Origin of the sequence: Microbacterium sp. cf332, from assembly GCF_900102175.1 — a bacterium.
In the GTDB taxonomy this organism is placed as follows: Bacteria; Actinomycetota; Actinomycetes; order Actinomycetales; family Microbacteriaceae; genus Microbacterium.
The window spans coordinates 1,047,899-1,063,293 of record NZ_FNKN01000001.1; the positions used below are offsets into that span (position 1 = coordinate 1,047,899).

Sequence of the window (15,395 nt, forward strand, 5' to 3'; positions counted from 1 at the left end):
CTCTATGCTCGGGAAAGTGAAACGATCGTTTTTGTTTTTACGCTGGTCGTCGGTCGCCTCCGGGATCGCGCTCATCGCTGCGACCTATGGCCTCGTGCGCCTGGCCTTCGGCCTGCACCTGCCGGAGATGAGCGCCGACCTGACGATCGACACCGCAGTGGCGGGCCTCGTGTCCGCCGCAGGATCGGTGGTCTACGCGATCGCCGCGCTCGTCGGCTTCCTCGTCGCCGAACGTCGCCCGCGCCTGCTGATCGTCGCCGCGACGGCCACCGCGGCGGGGGGCGCGGCGGGGCTCGCCCTGGCCCCGCATGCCGCCGCCTTCGGGTTCGCCGCCACGATCGCCTCAGCCGGCGCCGGGCTCGCGTCGCCCGCGCTCGTGCGCATCGTCGCGCGGACGTTCGCCGACCGCGACGCGAGCACCCCGCAGGCCGTCGTGAACGCCGGCACCGGTCCCGGACTCATCGCGGCGGGCATCCTCACGATCGCTCTCGCGCCCGATTGGCGCCTTTCGTGGGCCGTCGCCGCCTTCGCGACGCTCGCTGCCGGCATCGCCGTGCTCGTGTCCGACCGACTCGGCGAGCGAGAGCGAGAGCGAGAGCCCGAGCACGGGCCCGATGCCGCCTCTACAGACGCCCCTCACCCCCTCCGTCGCGGCGCGGAGACGCGCGCATCTCGCGCGACGGCCGTTCCGAGCCCTCGCTGGTGGGGCTCCCATCGGCAAGCGATCGCCGCAGCCGTCCTGCTGGGGTTCGGCGCTGCTGCGATCTGGAACTATGGCCGCGTCGTCCTCGTCGACGCCGGCGCATCGGAGGCCGGTTCGGTGATGGCTTGGGTGCTGATCGGATGCGGCGGCACCGGCGTCATCGCGACATCCGCCGCCCTACGGCGACTGAGACCGGAGTCGCTCTGGACCGTCGCAGCGGTGCTCGTCGCCGCCGCGACATTCGCTCTAGGCGTCGCGCCGACCGACCACACGGTCGGGGTCGCGGCGCCGGTGCTGTTCGGATGGGCGTACGTCACCGCGACGGGCGCGCTCATCGCCTGGACGACCCGCGTCGATCCGTCGTATGCCGCGGCGGGCACGGCGGTGCTGTTCGTCGTCTTCATGGTCGGCCAGGCGATCGGCGCCGCCGTGATCGGAGCGATCCTCCCCGTCGCCGCGCCGGGTGTCGCGTTCGGGATCGCGGCGGCCGTGAGCCTCGCGGCCGGCGCGACGGCCGCGGTGCCGCGTCGCACACGGGTGCACGCGCCCCCGGCGTCGGCCTGAGGCCGGGTCGACACTTGCGCCGCGACACCGCGGGTCCCGCATCCCGTGGGTGTCAGCCGCCGATGGCGTTCATGCCCCGGGCGGGCTGGAGGAAGCCGGGGTCGTCGATCGCGTGACCCGCCTTCTTGCCGGCGATGCAGTTGCGCAGGACGCGGTCGACCTCGGCCGCCCGCAGCTCCGTCGAGGCGTCCGAGCGCAGCACCGGCAGGAGGTCGTATTCGTCGATCGAGAACAGGCAGTTGCGCAGCTGCCCATCGGCGGTCAGCCGCATCCGGTCGCACGCTCCGCAGAAGGGCGCGGTGACCGATGCGATGACGCCGACCGTGTGCGGTCCGCCGTCGAGACGCCACTGCTCGGCGGGCGCCCCGCCGCGTCCCGGCACCGGTTCCAACGCCCAGCGGGCGGCGAGCGCCTCGAGGATCTCATCGCGCGTGACCATGGTCGATCGGTCCCACGTGTGACCGGCATCGAGCGGCATCTGCTCGATGAAACGCATCTGCGCGTCGTGCGCGACGGCGAACGCGACGAGGTCGACGAGCTCGTCGTCGTTCACGCCGCGCATCGCGACGGCGTTGATCTTCAGCGGACGCAGCCCCGAGGCCTGCGCCGCGCGGATGCCGTCGAGCACGTCTTCGAGACGATCTCGGCGCGTCAACGCGCGGAAGCGGTCACGGTCGAGGGTGTCGAGTGAGATGTTGAGTCGAGTGAGGCCCGCATCGACGAGATCGGGCAGGACCTCGGGCAGACGGATGCCGTTGGTCGTCATCGCTATCTGCATGCGACCGGTCGCGGTCTCGAGGGCGGCGAGGCGTCGCACGATCTCGACGATGTCGGTCCGCAGCAGCGGCTCGCCCCCGGTGAGGCGGAAGGTCGTGATGCCCGCGGCCGCCGCGACGGTGGCGACCTCGACGATCTCGTCGAGGGTGAGGATGCTCTGCCGGGCGAGCCACTCGTTGCCCTGCTCGGGCATGCAGTACGTGCATCGCAGCGAGCAGCGGTCGGTCAGCGAGATCCGCAGGTCTCGGTGGACCCGGGCGAATCTGTCGACGAGCGGCTGCCCCATGGATCGAGCGTAGACGGCGGAGCACGACCCGAGGGTCGACGCGGGCATATCCACGGCCGCCCCGTGTGGTCTGACACCACCTTGCTTCGTGGTCAGACCACGCGTAGCATTATTTCCGGCCGCCCCGGAGACCGGGGAAAACCCCACTCGATACCTTCAGCCTGTCGAAACCCTCGCCTCCCGAAAGGCACCGCCCGATGGACTTCCTCGATCCGCTCCTGCTGGCCCGCTGGCAGTTCGGCCTGACGACGCTGTACCACTACCTCTTCGTGCCGCTGACGCTCGGCATGGCCCTCGTCGTCGCGATCTTCCAGACGGTCTGGCACCGCACGGGGAACGTGAAGTGGCTGCACCTGACCCGGCTGTTCGGCAAGATCTTCCTGATCAACTTCGCGATGGGCGTCGTGACGGGCATCGTGCAGGAGTTCCAGTTCGGCATGAACTGGTCGGCCTACTCGCGCTTCGTCGGCGACATCTTCGGCGCCCCTCTCGCCTTCGAAGGCCTCCTCGCCTTCTTCTTCGAGGCGACCTTCATCGGCCTGTGGATCTTCGGCTGGGACAAGCTGCCGAGAGCGCTCCACCTCTTCTCGATCTGGATGGTCGTGCTCGGGTCGACCCTCTCGGCCTACTTCATCCTCGCCGCCAACGCATTCATGCAGAACCCCGTCGGGTATCAGATCGCCGCCGACGGCGGCAGGGCGGAGCTGATCGACTTCGGCGCGGTGCTGACCAATCCGATCGTGCTGGCGGCCTTCCCCCACACGATCTTCGCGGCCTGGATGTTCGCCGCCGCTGTCGTGATCGCCGTGGCCGCCTGGCACATCTCGCGCGCGCAGCACGTCGAGACCATGCGGCCCGCGCTGCGGTTCGGCATGTGGGGCATGATCGTCTCGTTCATCGGCGTCGCGCTCTCGGGCGACCAGCTGAGCCTCGTCATGGTCGCGACGCAGCCCATGAAGATGGCCGCTGCCGAGGCCATGTTCAACAGCGCGTGCGGGGCCGACGCATCCTTCTCGATCTTCTCGATCGGCACCCCGGACGGCACCGAGGAGATCTGGTCGCTGCGCGTGCCGTACCTGCTGTCATTCCTCTCGACCCACAGCTTCGACGGCTGCGTCGAGGGCCTGAACGATCTGCAGGCGCAGTACACCGACACGTTCGGCGCCGGCGTCGACTACCGCCCGATCGTCTGGGTCACCTACTGGTCCTTCCGCTGGATGATCGGCCTCGGCGGCGCCGCGACCCTCGTCTCGGTGGCGGGTCTCTGGCTCACGCGCACGAAGGCGCGGCGTCCCGTCGCCGGCTGGATGTGGAAGATCGCGATCTGGTCCGCCCCGCTGCCCCTGCTCGGCAGCCTCGTCGGCTGGGTGTTCACCGAGATGGGCCGCCAGCCGTGGATCGTGTTCAGCCTCATGCTGACCGAGGACGGCGTCTCACCGAACGTCCCCGGCTGGACCGTGCTCATCTCGCTGATCGCGTTCACGGCGGTCTACGCCTCGCTCGCCGTCGTCGAGTTCGGCCTCATCCGCAAGGCCGCGCAGAAGGGGCCCGACCCGCTGCCCGAGCCGGGTTCGCCCGAGGCCGAGGACCCCGCGGCCTCCCACACCCAGACCACCGTCTACTGAGGAGCACGACATGGATCTCGCATACGTCTGGTTCTTCATCGTCGGCGTGCTGTTCGTCGGCTACTTCGTGCTCGACGGCTTCGACTTCGGCGTCGGGATGTCGCTGCCGTTCCTCGGCAAGGACAACGTCTCGCGCCGTCAGATCATCAACACCATCGGACCGGTCTGGGACCTGAACGAGACCTGGGTGATCGTGGCCGGAGCCTGCCTCTTCGCGGCCTTCCCGGAGTGGTACGCCACGCTGTTCAGCGGGTTCTACCTGCCCCTCCTGCTCATCCTGATCGCGCTCATCCTGCGCGGCGTCTCGTTCGAGTATCGACACCAGCGCGACGACGCGACGTGGCGCAAGCGCTTCGACCTCATGATCGTGGTCGGCTCCGCCCTGCCCGCGTTCCTGTGGGGCGTCGCGGTCGCCAACATCGTGCAGGGCGTGCCCATCGACGCCGACAAGGAGTTCACGGGCACCCTGCTGACCCTGCTGAACCCGTACGGCCTGCTCGGGGGCGTCGTGACGCTGCTGCTGTTCTTCACGCACGGCGTGTACTTCGTCGCTCTCAAGACCGACGGCGACGTGCGCGCGCAGGCGCGCCGACTCGCGACGAGATCGGGGCTGCTCGCCCTGGTCGCGGCGGCCGTGTTCCTGGCCTGGACGGTGATGTCCGCGACGGCGGCGCAGGCTCCGCTGCTTCCCCTCGTCTTCGTGACGGCCGCCGTCGCCGCCGTCATGCTGGTCGGGGCCATCCTCGCCAACGCGACCGGTCGTGAGGGGTGGGCGTTCACGGGCGGCGCCGGAACGGTCATGTTCGCCGTGCTGACGCTGTGGCTCTCGCTGTTCCCGAACGTCATGCCCTCGTCGACCGACCCGGCGTGGAACCTGACGATCGAGAACGCCTCATCGACCGACTACACCCTGACGATCATGACGTGGGCGGCGGTCATCTTCCTGCCGCTCGTGCTGCTCTACCAGGGGTGGACCTACTGGGTGTTCCGCAAGCGCGTCACGCGCGCCCGGATCGAAGAGGCCGAGCTCGTCGCCCACTGACCGCGGGCGACGTCCCCGCCTCCGCGTAGGGCAGGATCGAAGGGTGAGCATGGACGACCCCGAGGCGCCCGCGCGCTCGAGCGGACGGCCCGTCGACCCGCGCCTGCTGCGCTACGCGCGCGGCGCCCGCGTGTTTTTCGTCGCGATCGGGGCGATCGGACTCGCGCAGACGGTCGTCATCGTGGCGTTCGCCTGGCTGACCACCCGCGCCATCGTCGGGGCGATCGACGGCGTCCCGCCGGCCGAGCTCGCGGGCGTGCTGGCCGCCCTCGCCGGTGTGGTCGCCGCTCGCGCCGGGCTCCTCTGGCTGCGCGAGGCGATCTCCGCGCGAGCCGCCGCGCGGGTGCGCAGCGAGTTGCGCGGCGGCCTCACGGCGGCCGTCGGCCGTCTGGGCCCGGGATGGCTCGCCACCCGCAACTCGGCGCAGCTCGCCGTCACCGCCGGACGCGGCCTCGACGCGCTCGACGCCTACTTCGGCCGCTACCTGCCCCAGCTCGTCCTGACGGCCATCGCCACACCGGTCCTCATCGCGGTCATCTGGTGGAGCGACTGGATCTCGGGTCTGACGGTGCTGCTCACGATGCCCCTGATCCCGCTGTTCATGGTGCTCATCGGCCTGGCGACGCGCGCGGTCCAGCGGGCGCAGTGGCAGACCCTGCGTCAGCTCGCCGCCCGCTTCGCGGACACCGTGCGCGGCCTGTCGACGCTGACGGTCTTCGGCCGGCAGCACCGCGCCGCGACCTCGATCGAGCGGGTGACCGAGAACTATCGCATCGAGACGATGCGGGTGCTGCGGGTCTCGTTCCTCTCGGGATTCGCCCTCGAGTTCCTCGCCTCGATCTCGGTCGCGATCGTCGCCGTATCCATCGGCTTCCGCCTGATCGACGGCTCGCTCGGACTCGGCATCGGCCTCTTCGTCCTGTTGTTGGCGCCGGAGGCCTACCTTCCGCTCCGTCAGGTGGGCGTCCAGTTCCACGCCGCCGCCGAGGGGGTCGCGGCGACCGACGACGTGTTCGAGGTGCTCGATGCGGCGGGCGAGCTCCGCGAGACCCCCGCAGGAACGGCCGGAGCCGTTTCCCGCGGGCCCGTCCGCGGCGTGCTGCGCGCCGACCGGGTGCGGGTGCGGCGGGGCGAGGTGCTGCTGGCTCCCGTCTCGTTCACGGCGTCCCCCGGCACCGTCACGCTGCTGGCCGGGCCGAGCGGCGCCGGCAAGTCCAGCGTCTTCGCCGCCCTGCGGGGCGTCGCGGCGATCGACGGTGACATCACGCTCGACGGTGGGCCGCTGCCGCCGCCCGCGTCGTGGCTGGCCTGGGCCGGTCAGGAGCCCGGCCTGATCGCGGGCACCGTCGCCGAGAACGTCGCCCTCGGCGCACCCCCGGCCGTGGCGGCGACCCCCGGGGGCGATGGTGTCTCCCGTGCGCTGGCGTCCGCCGGCGCCGCGGGCATCGATCCGTCCCTCGAGCTCGGCGTGCGCGGATCGGGTCTGTCCGGAGGGCAGGCTCAGCGGGTCGCGGTCGCGCGCGCGCTCTTCCGGCACCGCATCGGGGGCGCGACGGTCGTGGCTCTCGACGAGCCGAGCGCCGCACTGGACGCCGAGACCGAGGACGCGCTCTGGCGCGGACTCCGGCGGCTCGCCGACGACGGCGCGACCGTGCTGCTGATCTCGCACCGGGAGTCGGCGCGCGCGATCGCCGACCAGCTCGTCGAGATCCGCCCCGTCTCGGAGGTGCCGGCATGACCACGACGACGGATGTGCTGCGCGGTGCGATGCCGGCGCCGCGCCGGTTCTGGCCGGCACTGGCAACCGGATTCGCCACCGAGGCGTCGGCGGTCGCGTTGCTGGCGTGCAGCGCCTGGCTCATCGTCCGCGCGAGCGAGCAGCCGGCCGTCATGTACGTGATGGCCGCGGTGGTCGGCGTCCGGGCGTTCGCGATCGCACGCGCCGTCTTCCGGTACCTCGAACGGCTCACCTCGCATGATGCAGCCCTGCGCCAACTCGCCGCGACGCGGACGGACCTCGTGCGCCGGCTCATCCCCCTCGCACCCGACGGTCTGGGACGCGTGCGACGGGGGTCCGCCCTCTCGACGCTCGTCGACGACGTCGACGACCTCCAGAACCTGCCGCTGCGGGTGGTCGAGCCGCTCGTCGCCTCGGCCACCGTGGCGCTCGCCTCGGTCGTCTTCGTCGCGTTCGTGTCGTGGCCCGCCGCACTGACACTGCTCGCCTGCCTCGTCGTCGCAGCCGTCGCCGCGACCGGGTGGGGCTGGGTCGCGGGGGCTCGCGCCGAGAGCACCATCGCGCCGCTGCGGGGGCGGCTCGCCGATGCCGTGTCCGATCACCTCGGCAGCCTCGACGTGCTGCTGGCGTTCGGCGCGGAGGAGCAGAGCCGACGCCGCATCGAGGCGGCGGACGCCGCGCTCCGCCGCGCGGTGGTGCGGCGCGCCGGGGCACAGGCGGGCAGCACCGCGATCGTGTCTCTCGCCGCCGGCGCCGCGTCGATCCTCGCTCTCACGGTGACCGCTCCCGACGTCGCCACCCTGGGCGGCCCGTGGCTCGCGGTCGCCGTGCTCGTGCCCATGGCGGTGTTCGAGGTGTTCCAGACTGTTCCCCTCGCAGCCGCGTCGTGGCGTCAGGTCCGCGCATCGGCCACTCGCATCGCCGAGACCGTGCCGAGCGGCATCCCGCATGGCCTCGTGGAGGATGCCGTCGCGGCGACCGGAGTCGCGCCGGCCCTCGGCGACGGTCTGCACCTGCGCGACGTGTCGGTCGCCTGGCCGGGCGCCGAGCGGCCCGCCCTCGTCGACATCGACCTCGACGTGCGGCCGGGTGAGCGCGTCCTCGTCGTGGGGACGAGCGGAGCAGGGAAGTCGACCCTCGCCCATGCCCTCGTCCGCTTCCTCGACGTCGGGGGCACGTACCGCATCGGCGACGCAGACGTCCGAGATCTCGCTGCCGATGACGTCCGCCTGACGGTGGGACTGTGCGAGCAGGACCCGATGCTCTTCGACGAAGACATCCGACAGAACCTGCTGTTCGCCCGCGACACCGCGACCGACGCCGACCTCGTCGCGGTGCTCGGGCGCGTGGGTCTGGGTGGGTGGCTGCGCGAGCGAGGCGGCCTCGACGCGCGCGTCGGCGAGCACGGCGCCCTCGTCTCGGGCGGTCAGGCGCAGCGCATCGCGCTCGCGCGCGCCCTGCTGCACGACTTTCCCGTTCTCGTGCTCGACGAGCCGACGGCCGGGGTCGACCCCGCCGCGTCCGATGCGCTGCTCCGAGACCTGCTCGGCGCCGTCGACGGCGACCGGGCCGTCGTGCTGATCTCGCACGTGCGTGTACCCGAGGCGTTGGTCGATCGCACGGTGCGCATCTCGGATGGCCGCCTGCTCGACGGCTGAGCAGCGGACCGCCGGGGCGGACCACCGCTGGCCCGAAACCTTCAGCCGCGTCGGCGGGCGGTGTCGATGCCGAACGCCTGCACGCCCTTGGGCGAGGGCAGACGCTCGAAGCCCAGCCGGTCGTAGAAGGCGAGCGCGCCGGCGTTCCCGGCTGCGGCGACCAGGTGCAGGCGCGGCACTCCCCCCTCGGCGAGACGGTCGAGCAGCTGCGCGATGAGCCGTCTCCCCCAGCCCTGCCCCTGGGCCTCCGGCAGCAGGTCGATGTGCAGGTGGGCGGGGTACTCGCGCGCCCACGGCTCGGCTCCCGCGCGCCGACCGTAGGCGTAGCGCAACGTCCCCGCCTGCCGCGAATCGTCGTCGGGCCGGGGCTCGGGCCACCGCTCCGCGAAGCGCGGCCACCACTCCGACCGGAACCACTCCTCGAACACGTCGGTGTCGGGTGTCGCGACGACGTAGCCGATGGCGCGGTCGTCGTCGTCCGCGACGACGAAGGCGTGATCCGGATGCCGCTCGGCGTAGGGCCGGGCGAAGACCGCGCCCCAGATGTCGTCGTCGTCGAACAGCCCGGTGGCATCCGATCCGAAGTCGGCTGTCCGGAGACAGACGTCGGCCAGGGCGGCGTCGTCGTCGCGGCGCACGGGGCGCAGGTGTGGCATCCCCCCATCGTGCCACCCGAGGGGCGCCTGCCGCGATCAGGCCCAGACGACGGCGGCGGTGGGCAGCGAGAGCCGGATGCTGTCGCCGGGTCTCAGGTCGGCGGCACGGTCCACAGGCAGATCGACGACGAGCGCCGGTCCGTCGACGAAGACGCGCACCCCGCCGACGGTCGGCTCCAACCGGACGACGCGGGCCTCCCACGACACGTGGTCTCCGCCGTCGGCCGTGGCGGCGGTGTCGCGGGCCTGCGGGGGCAGCGGGTGCACGATGACCTCGCCGGGTCGGAACAGCGCGGCGGCCGCCGACGCCTCGTCACCCGCGCGGTCGAGCACGATGCCCCCCGCGGTCCATCGCCCGCCGTGGCTACGGCCCTCGACCCGATTGAGCCCGGCGATCGCCGCGCCGAACGCCGTCGTCGGGGCACGGAGCACCTCGCGGACCGTTCCGCGCTGCGTCACGGTCCCCGACTCGAGCACGACGAGTCGGTCGGCGGCGGCCGCCGCGTCGAGCGCGTCGTGGCTGACGAGCACCGCGGTGGTGCCCGCTGCGCGCACCTGCTCGGCGAGCATGGTGCGCAGCGACGCCGCGGTCGCCGGGTCGAGCGCGGTGAAGGGCTCGTCGAGCAGGATGACACGGGGCCCGGCGGCGAGCGCCCGCGCGAGCGCGACGCGTTGCTGCTGCCCGCCGGAGAGGGCGCGGGGGTGCTGCCCCGCCGATCCGGCGAGGCCGACACGTTCGAGCCAGCCGTCGGCGACCGCGCGTGCGCGGCGGGCCGGCTCGCCCCGCGAGCGCAGACCGAAGGCGACGTTCTCGCGTGCCGACAGATGCGGGAAGAGACACGGATCCTGGCGCAGCAGGACGATTCCCCGCCGTTGCGGGGCGACCCGATGACCGGGGCTCGCCACCGTCTCGTCGTCGACGCGCACCGAGCCGGCCTCGAGCGGGACGAGCCCCGCGACGGCCTCCAGCAGCGTCGACTTGCCCGCACCGCTCGGGCCCATGACCGCAAGCACCTCGCCGGGTTCGACCACGATGTCGGCGGCGACGACGACGTCGCGTCGTCGCACCCGCACGTCGACGGACAGCCGGGCGCTCATCTCGCGCCTCCGGGACGCCACGCCCGCACGAGCAGCAGCACCGCGATCGCCGTGACGAGGAGCAGCAGCGAGAGCGCGACGGCGGTCCCCTGCGACACCCCCGCCCCGTTGAAGGCCGTGTAGATCGCCAGGGGCATCGTCTGCGTCACGCCGGGCGCGTTGCCCGCGAACAACGCCGTCGCGCCGAACTCGCCGAGAGCGCGAGCGAAACAGAGCACGACTCCGGCGATGAGCCCCGGCGCGGCGAGCGGCAGCGTCACCCGCCAGAGGATGCGCCAACGCCCGGCTCCGAGTGCCGCAGCCGCCTGCTCGTAGCGCACACCCGTCGCCCGCAGCGCGCCCTCGAGCGCGAGCACCAGGAAGGGCAGCGCGACGAAGGCCTGGGCCAGGACGACCGCGGCCGTGGTGAAGGGCACACGGATGCCGACCTCGCCGAGAGCGGTGCCGAGCCATCCGGTGCGACCGAACAGGAACAGCAGCGCGACGCCGCCGACCATGGGCGGCAGCACGAGGGGCACCGTCACGACGGCGCGCAGGACCGCGGCGCTCCGTGGGCCGGCACGGGCGATCGTGAGGGCCAGGGGCACGCCGAGCAGGATGCAGAGCGCGGTGGCCGCGACCGCCGTCTGGAGTGAGAGCGCGAGCGCCGACACGGCCTGGGGCGACGTGATGTCGGCCCACACGGTCGCGACGTCGAGGCGCCCGACGAGGGCGGAGAGGGGCACCACCAGCAGTGCGAGGCCGACGACGGCCGGCACGATGAGCACGCGCGGCAGGTAGCCCTGCTCGGTGCGCACGCGGTCCGCGACGCCGTCGGTCACGGCGCGCCGAAGCCCCGCTGATCGAGCACGGCACGGCCCTCGTCCGACAGGACGAAGGCGACGAACGCGGCCGCGGCCTCGGGCGACCGGGCCGCGGTCAGAGCCGCGATGGGATAGCGGTTGACGACGGCATCGGCTCCGGGCGTCTCGACGGCATCGACCTCGTCGGTCGTGGCGGCGTCGGTGACGTAGACGAGCCCCGCATCGGCCTCGCCGCTCGTGACCTTCGTGAGCACCGCCGTCACGTTCTGCTCGTAGCTGTCGACGCTCGGCGTGACCCCGGCGTTCTCGAGCAGCGTGGTCGAGGCCGCGCCGCACGGCACCTCGGCCGCGCACAGCACCACCGTGCGGTCGGCGTCGGCGAGGTCGGCGAGACCCGTGATGCCCGCCGGGTTGCCGGCGGGGACGACGATCGTGAGCCGGTTCGTCGCGAACAGCTGGGGCGAGGCGGTGAGCCCGGCGTCGACGACCTTCTGCATGTTGGCCTCGTCCGCCGACGCGAAGACGTCGGCGGGTGCGCCCTCGATGAGCTGGGTCGCGAGGGTCGACGACCCGTCGTAGCTGATCGGAGCGACGGAGACCGAGGGATGGCGCTGCTCGAACTGCGTCGCGAGCTCGTCGAAACCGTCCTTGAGCGACGCCGCGGCGAACACGTTGACCTCACCCGAGACGTCGGGCTCGGGGCTGCCGGGCCCCGTGACCACGGCGCCCGGGGTCGCGTCGGCACCGATGTCGGGCCCGCCTCCCGCGGCGCAGCCGGTGACGACGAGGAGCGCAGCGGCGAGCGCGGCGAACGAGAGGGGGTGGCGACGCATCCTGGTTCAGTCCTTCGGTGTCTCGACGACGACGGTGGTGGCCTTCACGACGGCGACGGCGAGGGATCCCGGTTCGAGCCCCAGTTCGCGGGCCGCTTCGGCCGACATCAGCGACACGACCCGATGCGGGCCGGACTGCACGTCGACCTGCGCCATCACGCCGTCGATCTGCACGCGCGTGACGAGGCCGACGAATCGGTTGCGGGCGCTCGAGAGCCGATCGGACGGGTCGGCCGCGGCGGTGGCGAGATCCACGGCGTGGGCTGCGAGCGCGTCTCCGGGAACGCGCGCCGGGCTGCCGTCGGTCACGGGCAGGACGCCCTGATCGATCCATCGGCGCACGGTGTCGTCGCTGACGCCGAGCAGGCGGGCGGCTTCGGAGATTCGGTACGCGCTCATGAAGCGAACATACCCGCAGATGCGGGTGTGGTGGCCGATTTTCTCCGATGAAGCGGTTGTCGACCGCGGAACGTCCGTTCACGACCCTGCCGTGTCCGACGCGCGTCTAGCCTGATCCCATGAGCGTCGCACCCCTCGTGGCCCCGGCTGCATCCCTCTCCGACCGCGAGCGCGAGCGTACCGCCCGGCACGCCGTGCTCGCGGGCCTCGGAGACGAGGGCCAGCGTCGTCTCGCAGCGGCACGGGTCGCCGTCGTTGGAGCGGGCGGCCTGGGTTCTCCCGTGATCCTCGCGTTGGCCGCGGCCGGCGTCGGCGAGATCACCGTCATCGACGACGACGTCGTCGAGTACGCGAACCTGCAGCGCCAGGTCATCCATCGGGTCGACGACGTCGGGACGGCCAAGGTCGACTCCGCGGTCCGGGCCGCCGCCGCCCTGTCGCCGGAGACTCGCGTGCACGTCCGGCGCGAGCGGCTCGACCGCGGGAACGCTCTGCGGCTGCTGTCGGGATGCGACCTCGTGGTCGACGGCACCGACACCTTCGCGACCCGCACCGACGTCGCGGCCGCGTGCGACGAGCTCGGGGTGCCGCTCGTGTGGGGCGTCATCCAGGAGTTCCACGCGCAGGTGACCGTCTTCTGGACGTCTCCGCCCGCGGGCACGCCCGCCGTCGGCCTCCGCGACCTCTACCCCGCGGGCAGCGCGGGCGACCTGCCCACGTGCGCCGAGGTCGGTGTGCTCGGATCGCTGTGCATCACCGTGGGCGGGATGCTCGCGACCGAGGCGATCAAGCTCATCGCCGGCATCGGCGAGCCGCTCCTCGGTCGCGTCGTCGTGATCGACGCCCTCGCCGGGACTCAGCACGAAGTGCCGCTTCGCGCCGCGGCGACTCCTGCGTCCGCGCCCGCCTCGGCGCGACCGCCGACACCGCCGCCCGCGCCGCCGGCACCCGAGGTGGATCTCGAGGGACTGCGCGCCGCGCAGCGCTCCGGAGCACTCGTCCTCGATGTCCGCGAACCGCACGAGACGGCTGCGGGCGTGCTCCCAGGCTCCGTGCTGCTGCCCTTGGCCGACGTCCTGGCCGACCCGGGCCGGGTCGCCGGCGATCGGGTCGTGGTGGTCTGCGCTCACGGCATCCGCGCCCACCGCGCCGCGGAGGCCCTGCGCCGCCACGGCGTGGCGGCGTCCGTGCTCGCCGGCGGCCTGGCGGAGTGGACACCGTGAGCGGTTCGGGCGGCGGTCTGCGCACCGTCGAGGAGCAGCTCGCCGACGTCCTCACCGCCGTAAGGCCCCTCGCCACGCGTGCCGTCGCCCTGTCGGAAGCGGCGGGGGCGACCCTGCGCGATCCGGCCGTCGCGCGCGGGGGCATCCCCGATTTCGACAACTCCGCGATGGACGGATTCGCCGTCCGATTCGAGGATGTCGCGACGGCGTCGGCCGACAGCCCCGTCGAGCTGACGGTGGTCGCGGACCTGCCGGCAGGCAGTCCCGACGATCCGGGCCTGCGTCCGGGCGAGGCCATCAGGATCATGACGGGGGCGATGGTGCCGACCGAGGCCGACACCATCGTGCCTTTCGAGGACACCGCCGGCGGTCTCGACGAGTCGCTCACGACGGCGCGGGTCGTCGCGGCTCCCGCCCGCCGCGGCGTGTTCGTGCGCCGCGCGCACGACGACATCCGTCCCGGTGACGTCGTCCTGGGCGCCGGGGCGCGTCTCGGTGCGCGCCAGCTCGCCGCGCTGGCCGCGGCCGACATCGCACGCGTCACGGTGTCGGAACGGCCGCGCGTCGTCGTCGTGTCGACGGGCAGCGAGCTCGTCGAACCGGGCGTCCCCCGTTCGCGGGGCCAGATCCCGGAGTCGAACGGACTGCTCCTCGAGGCACTCGTGCGCGAGGCCGGAGGCGTCGTGGTCCGGCGCGAACGCGTCGACGACGGCGGCCCCGGGCTGCGACGCGTCCTCGATGAGACGACATCGGGCGATGCGCGAGCGGATGTCGTCATCACCTCCGGCGGCGTCAGCGCGGGTGCCTACGAGGTCGTGAAGACCGAGCTCGGGGGCGCACTGCGGTTCTCCCGCGTGTCGATGCAGCCCGGGAAGCCGCAGGCGTTCGGCGTCCTGCCCGCCGGCACGCTCGTGTTCGGCCTGCCCGGCAACCCGGTCAGCGCGGCCGTCTCCTTCGAGGTCTTCGTCCGTCCCGCCCTCCTCGCGCTGCAGGGCCGCGCCACGCTGGAGCGGCCCGCCCTGCGCCTTCCCGCTGCCGAATCGTGGCGCACACCGCCGGGGCGGCGGCAGTACCTCCCGGCCGTCATCGACCGCGGCGATCCCGCTCGGTGGTTCGTGCGACCCGCGACCCCGGGCGGTTCGGGCTCCCACCTGGCGGGCACTCTCGCCCTCGCCGAGGCGTATGCCGTCGTGCCCGCCGAGATCACGACGGTCGAGCCCGGCGACCTCGTCGACGTCCTCCTGCTGGGAGGATGAACGCATGACCTTCACGCATCTCGACGACGCCGGTCACGCCCGGATGGTCGACGTCACCGCGAAGCAGCCGACCGTCCGCTCGGCGACCGCGCGCGGCCTCGTCCGCTGCTCCCCGACGGTCGTCGCGGCGCTGCGCGACGGCGCCGTGCCGAAGGGCGATGTCCTCGCGGTATCGCGCATCGCCGGCATCCAGGCGGCCAAGCGCACGCCCGAGCTGCTCCCCCTCGCCCACGTCATCGGCGTGCACGGCGTCGTGGTCGACCTCGAGATCACCGACGCGGGCGTCGAAATCGAGGCCACCGCGCGCACGGCCGACCGCACCGGCGTCGAGATGGAGGCGCTGACCTCGGTCTCGGTCGCCGCTCTCGCCGTCGTCGACATGGTGAAGGGACTCGACAAGGCGACCTCGATCGAGAACGTCCGCATCACCGCGAAATCGGGAGGACGCAGCGGCGACTGGCGGCGTCCCGGAGAGGACCGCTGATGGCGCGCGTGCGCTTCTTCGCCGCCGCCGCCGAGCGCGCGGGAACGACCGAGCAGCACCGGTCGGAATCGACCCTCGGTGAACTGCGCACGACCCTGGGGCGCGAGCATCCCGCTCTCGCCGCCATCCTGCCGCAATGCGCGGTGCTCGTCGACGGCGCCCGCGTCCCCGACGACGCGTCGATCGGCGCGGACGCGACCATCGACATCCTGCCCCCGTTCGCCGGGGGCTGAGCCGGCGAACGGGCGGC

At 72.7% G+C, this 15,395-nt stretch carries 15 protein-coding genes; 9 read left to right on the forward strand and 6 right to left on the reverse strand.

Annotated elements, in window-relative coordinates; translation table 11 throughout:
* The first annotated feature begins 16 nt into the window (after positions 1-16).
* On the forward strand, positions 17-1,267 hold the full coding sequence (locus BLT21_RS05005) for an MFS transporter (protein ID WP_176786809.1): 1,251 nt from the start codon (positions 17-19) through the stop codon (positions 1,265-1,267).
* A gap of 52 nt (positions 1,268-1,319) precedes the next feature.
* Here the strand turns inward: BLT21_RS05005 and moaA are convergent, their stop codons facing one another.
* Positions 1,320-2,330 carry a GTP 3',8-cyclase MoaA gene (gene moaA / locus BLT21_RS05010; RefSeq protein WP_176786810.1) on the reverse strand — a complete coding sequence of 337 codons (1,011 nt, stop codon included), beginning with the start codon at positions 2,328-2,330 and terminating at the stop codon, positions 1,320-1,322.
* 197 nt (positions 2,331-2,527) lie between these two features.
* On the opposite strand from moaA, the gene BLT21_RS05015 reads away from it, so the two are divergent.
* The 4 genes from BLT21_RS05015 to cydC are packed head-to-tail and all read left to right on the forward strand — an operon-like array spanning position 2,528 to position 8,393.
* On the forward strand, positions 2,528-3,955 hold the full coding sequence (locus BLT21_RS05015; protein WP_091500003.1) for a cytochrome ubiquinol oxidase subunit I: 1,428 nt from the start codon (positions 2,528-2,530) through the stop codon (positions 3,953-3,955).
* Positions 3,956-3,965: 10 nt separating this feature from the next.
* Positions 3,966-4,997: a cytochrome d ubiquinol oxidase subunit II gene (cydB, locus tag BLT21_RS05020; protein ID WP_091500007.1), complete on the forward strand. Its 1,032-nt coding sequence runs from the start codon at positions 3,966-3,968 to the stop codon at positions 4,995-4,997.
* A 49-nt stretch (positions 4,998-5,046) separates the two neighbouring features.
* Positions 5,047-6,735, forward strand: coding sequence for a thiol reductant ABC exporter subunit CydD (gene cydD, locus BLT21_RS05025; protein WP_091500009.1), 1,689 nt, complete (start codon positions 5,047-5,049; stop codon positions 6,733-6,735).
* Entirely contained in the window at positions 6,732-8,393 is a 1,662-nt protein-coding gene (cydC, locus tag BLT21_RS05030) for a thiol reductant ABC exporter subunit CydC (protein WP_091500012.1), read from the forward strand. Before cydD ends, cydC begins: the two co-directional genes overlap by 4 nt.
* 41 nt (positions 8,394-8,434) lie before the next feature.
* On the opposite strand, the gene BLT21_RS05035 is transcribed toward cydC, so the two are convergent.
* Genes BLT21_RS05035 through BLT21_RS05055 form a run of 5 tightly spaced genes read right to left on the reverse strand, consistent with a single transcriptional unit; the run spans position 8,435 to position 12,182 of the window.
* A complete protein-coding gene (locus tag BLT21_RS05035) occupies positions 8,435-9,049 on the reverse strand; it encodes a GNAT family N-acetyltransferase (RefSeq protein WP_091500015.1) in 615 nt (204 codons plus the stop codon).
* A gap of 36 nt (positions 9,050-9,085) precedes the next feature.
* On the reverse strand, positions 9,086-10,147 hold the full coding sequence (locus BLT21_RS05040) for a sulfate/molybdate ABC transporter ATP-binding protein (RefSeq protein WP_091500018.1): 1,062 nt from the start codon (positions 10,145-10,147) through the stop codon (positions 9,086-9,088).
* Complete coding sequence (locus tag BLT21_RS05045) at positions 10,144-10,968, reverse strand: ABC transporter permease (RefSeq protein WP_176786811.1); 825 nt, start codon at positions 10,966-10,968, stop codon at positions 10,144-10,146. The genes BLT21_RS05040 and BLT21_RS05045 overlap by 4 nt, the downstream gene beginning before the upstream one ends.
* Entirely contained in the window at positions 10,965-11,783 is an 819-nt protein-coding gene (modA, locus tag BLT21_RS05050) for a molybdate ABC transporter substrate-binding protein (RefSeq protein WP_091500021.1), read from the reverse strand. Before modA ends, BLT21_RS05045 begins: the two co-directional genes overlap by 4 nt.
* Before the next feature lie 6 nt (positions 11,784-11,789).
* Positions 11,790-12,182 (reverse strand): TOBE domain-containing protein, encoded by a 393-nt coding sequence (locus tag BLT21_RS05055; protein ID WP_091500023.1) that lies wholly within the window; start codon positions 12,180-12,182, stop codon positions 11,790-11,792.
* A gap of 119 nt (positions 12,183-12,301) precedes the next feature.
* Here BLT21_RS05055 and BLT21_RS05060 point away from each other — a divergent pair, with 119 nt between their 5' ends.
* Genes BLT21_RS05060 through BLT21_RS05075 form a run of 4 tightly spaced genes read left to right on the forward strand, consistent with a single transcriptional unit; the run spans position 12,302 to position 15,378 of the window.
* Complete coding sequence (locus tag BLT21_RS05060; protein WP_091500026.1) at positions 12,302-13,405, forward strand: ThiF family adenylyltransferase; 1,104 nt, start codon at positions 12,302-12,304, stop codon at positions 13,403-13,405.
* Complete coding sequence (glp, locus tag BLT21_RS05065) at positions 13,393-14,661, forward strand: molybdopterin molybdotransferase MoeA (RefSeq protein WP_256335919.1); 1,269 nt, start codon at positions 13,393-13,395, stop codon at positions 14,659-14,661. The genes BLT21_RS05060 and glp overlap by 13 nt, the downstream gene beginning before the upstream one ends.
* 4 nt (positions 14,662-14,665) lie before the next feature.
* Positions 14,666-15,145 carry a cyclic pyranopterin monophosphate synthase MoaC gene (gene moaC / locus BLT21_RS05070; RefSeq protein ID WP_091500031.1) on the forward strand — a complete coding sequence of 160 codons (480 nt, stop codon included), beginning with the start codon at positions 14,666-14,668 and terminating at the stop codon, positions 15,143-15,145.
* Positions 15,145-15,378 carry a MoaD/ThiS family protein gene (locus BLT21_RS05075; protein ID WP_091500033.1) on the forward strand — a complete coding sequence of 78 codons (234 nt, stop codon included), beginning with the start codon at positions 15,145-15,147 and terminating at the stop codon, positions 15,376-15,378. The genes moaC and BLT21_RS05075 overlap by 1 nt, the downstream gene beginning before the upstream one ends.
* Positions 15,379-15,395: the final 17 nt, after the last annotated feature.

Bases quoted from the DNA above. Each gene is read 5' to 3' on its own strand.
- moaA (WP_176786810.1), bottom strand. From the start codon at position 2,330: ATGGGGCAGCCGCTCGTCGACAGATTCGCCCGGGTCCACCGAGACCTG.
- BLT21_RS05015 (WP_091500003.1), top strand. From the start codon at position 2,528: ATGGACTTCCTCGATCCGCTCCTGCTGGCCCGCTGGCAGTTCGGCCTG.
- cydB (WP_091500007.1), top strand. From the start codon at position 3,966: ATGGATCTCGCATACGTCTGGTTCTTCATCGTCGGCGTGCTGTTCGTC.
- cydD (WP_091500009.1), top strand. From the start codon at position 5,047: ATGGACGACCCCGAGGCGCCCGCGCGCTCGAGCGGACGGCCCGTCGAC.
- cydC (WP_091500012.1), top strand. From the start codon at position 6,732: ATGACCACGACGACGGATGTGCTGCGCGGTGCGATGCCGGCGCCGCGC.
- BLT21_RS05035 (WP_091500015.1), bottom strand. From the start codon at position 9,049: ATGCCACACCTGCGCCCCGTGCGCCGCGACGACGACGCCGCCCTGGCC.
- BLT21_RS05040 (WP_091500018.1), bottom strand. From the start codon at position 10,147: ATGAGCGCCCGGCTGTCCGTCGACGTGCGGGTGCGACGACGCGACGTC.
- modA (WP_091500021.1), bottom strand. From the start codon at position 11,783: ATGCGTCGCCACCCCCTCTCGTTCGCCGCGCTCGCCGCTGCGCTCCTC.
- BLT21_RS05055 (WP_091500023.1), bottom strand. From the start codon at position 12,182: ATGAGCGCGTACCGAATCTCCGAAGCCGCCCGCCTGCTCGGCGTCAGC.
- BLT21_RS05060 (WP_091500026.1), top strand. From the start codon at position 12,302: ATGAGCGTCGCACCCCTCGTGGCCCCGGCTGCATCCCTCTCCGACCGC.
- moaC (WP_091500031.1), top strand. From the start codon at position 14,666: ATGACCTTCACGCATCTCGACGACGCCGGTCACGCCCGGATGGTCGAC.
- BLT21_RS05075 (WP_091500033.1), top strand. From the start codon at position 15,145: ATGGCGCGCGTGCGCTTCTTCGCCGCCGCCGCCGAGCGCGCGGGAACG.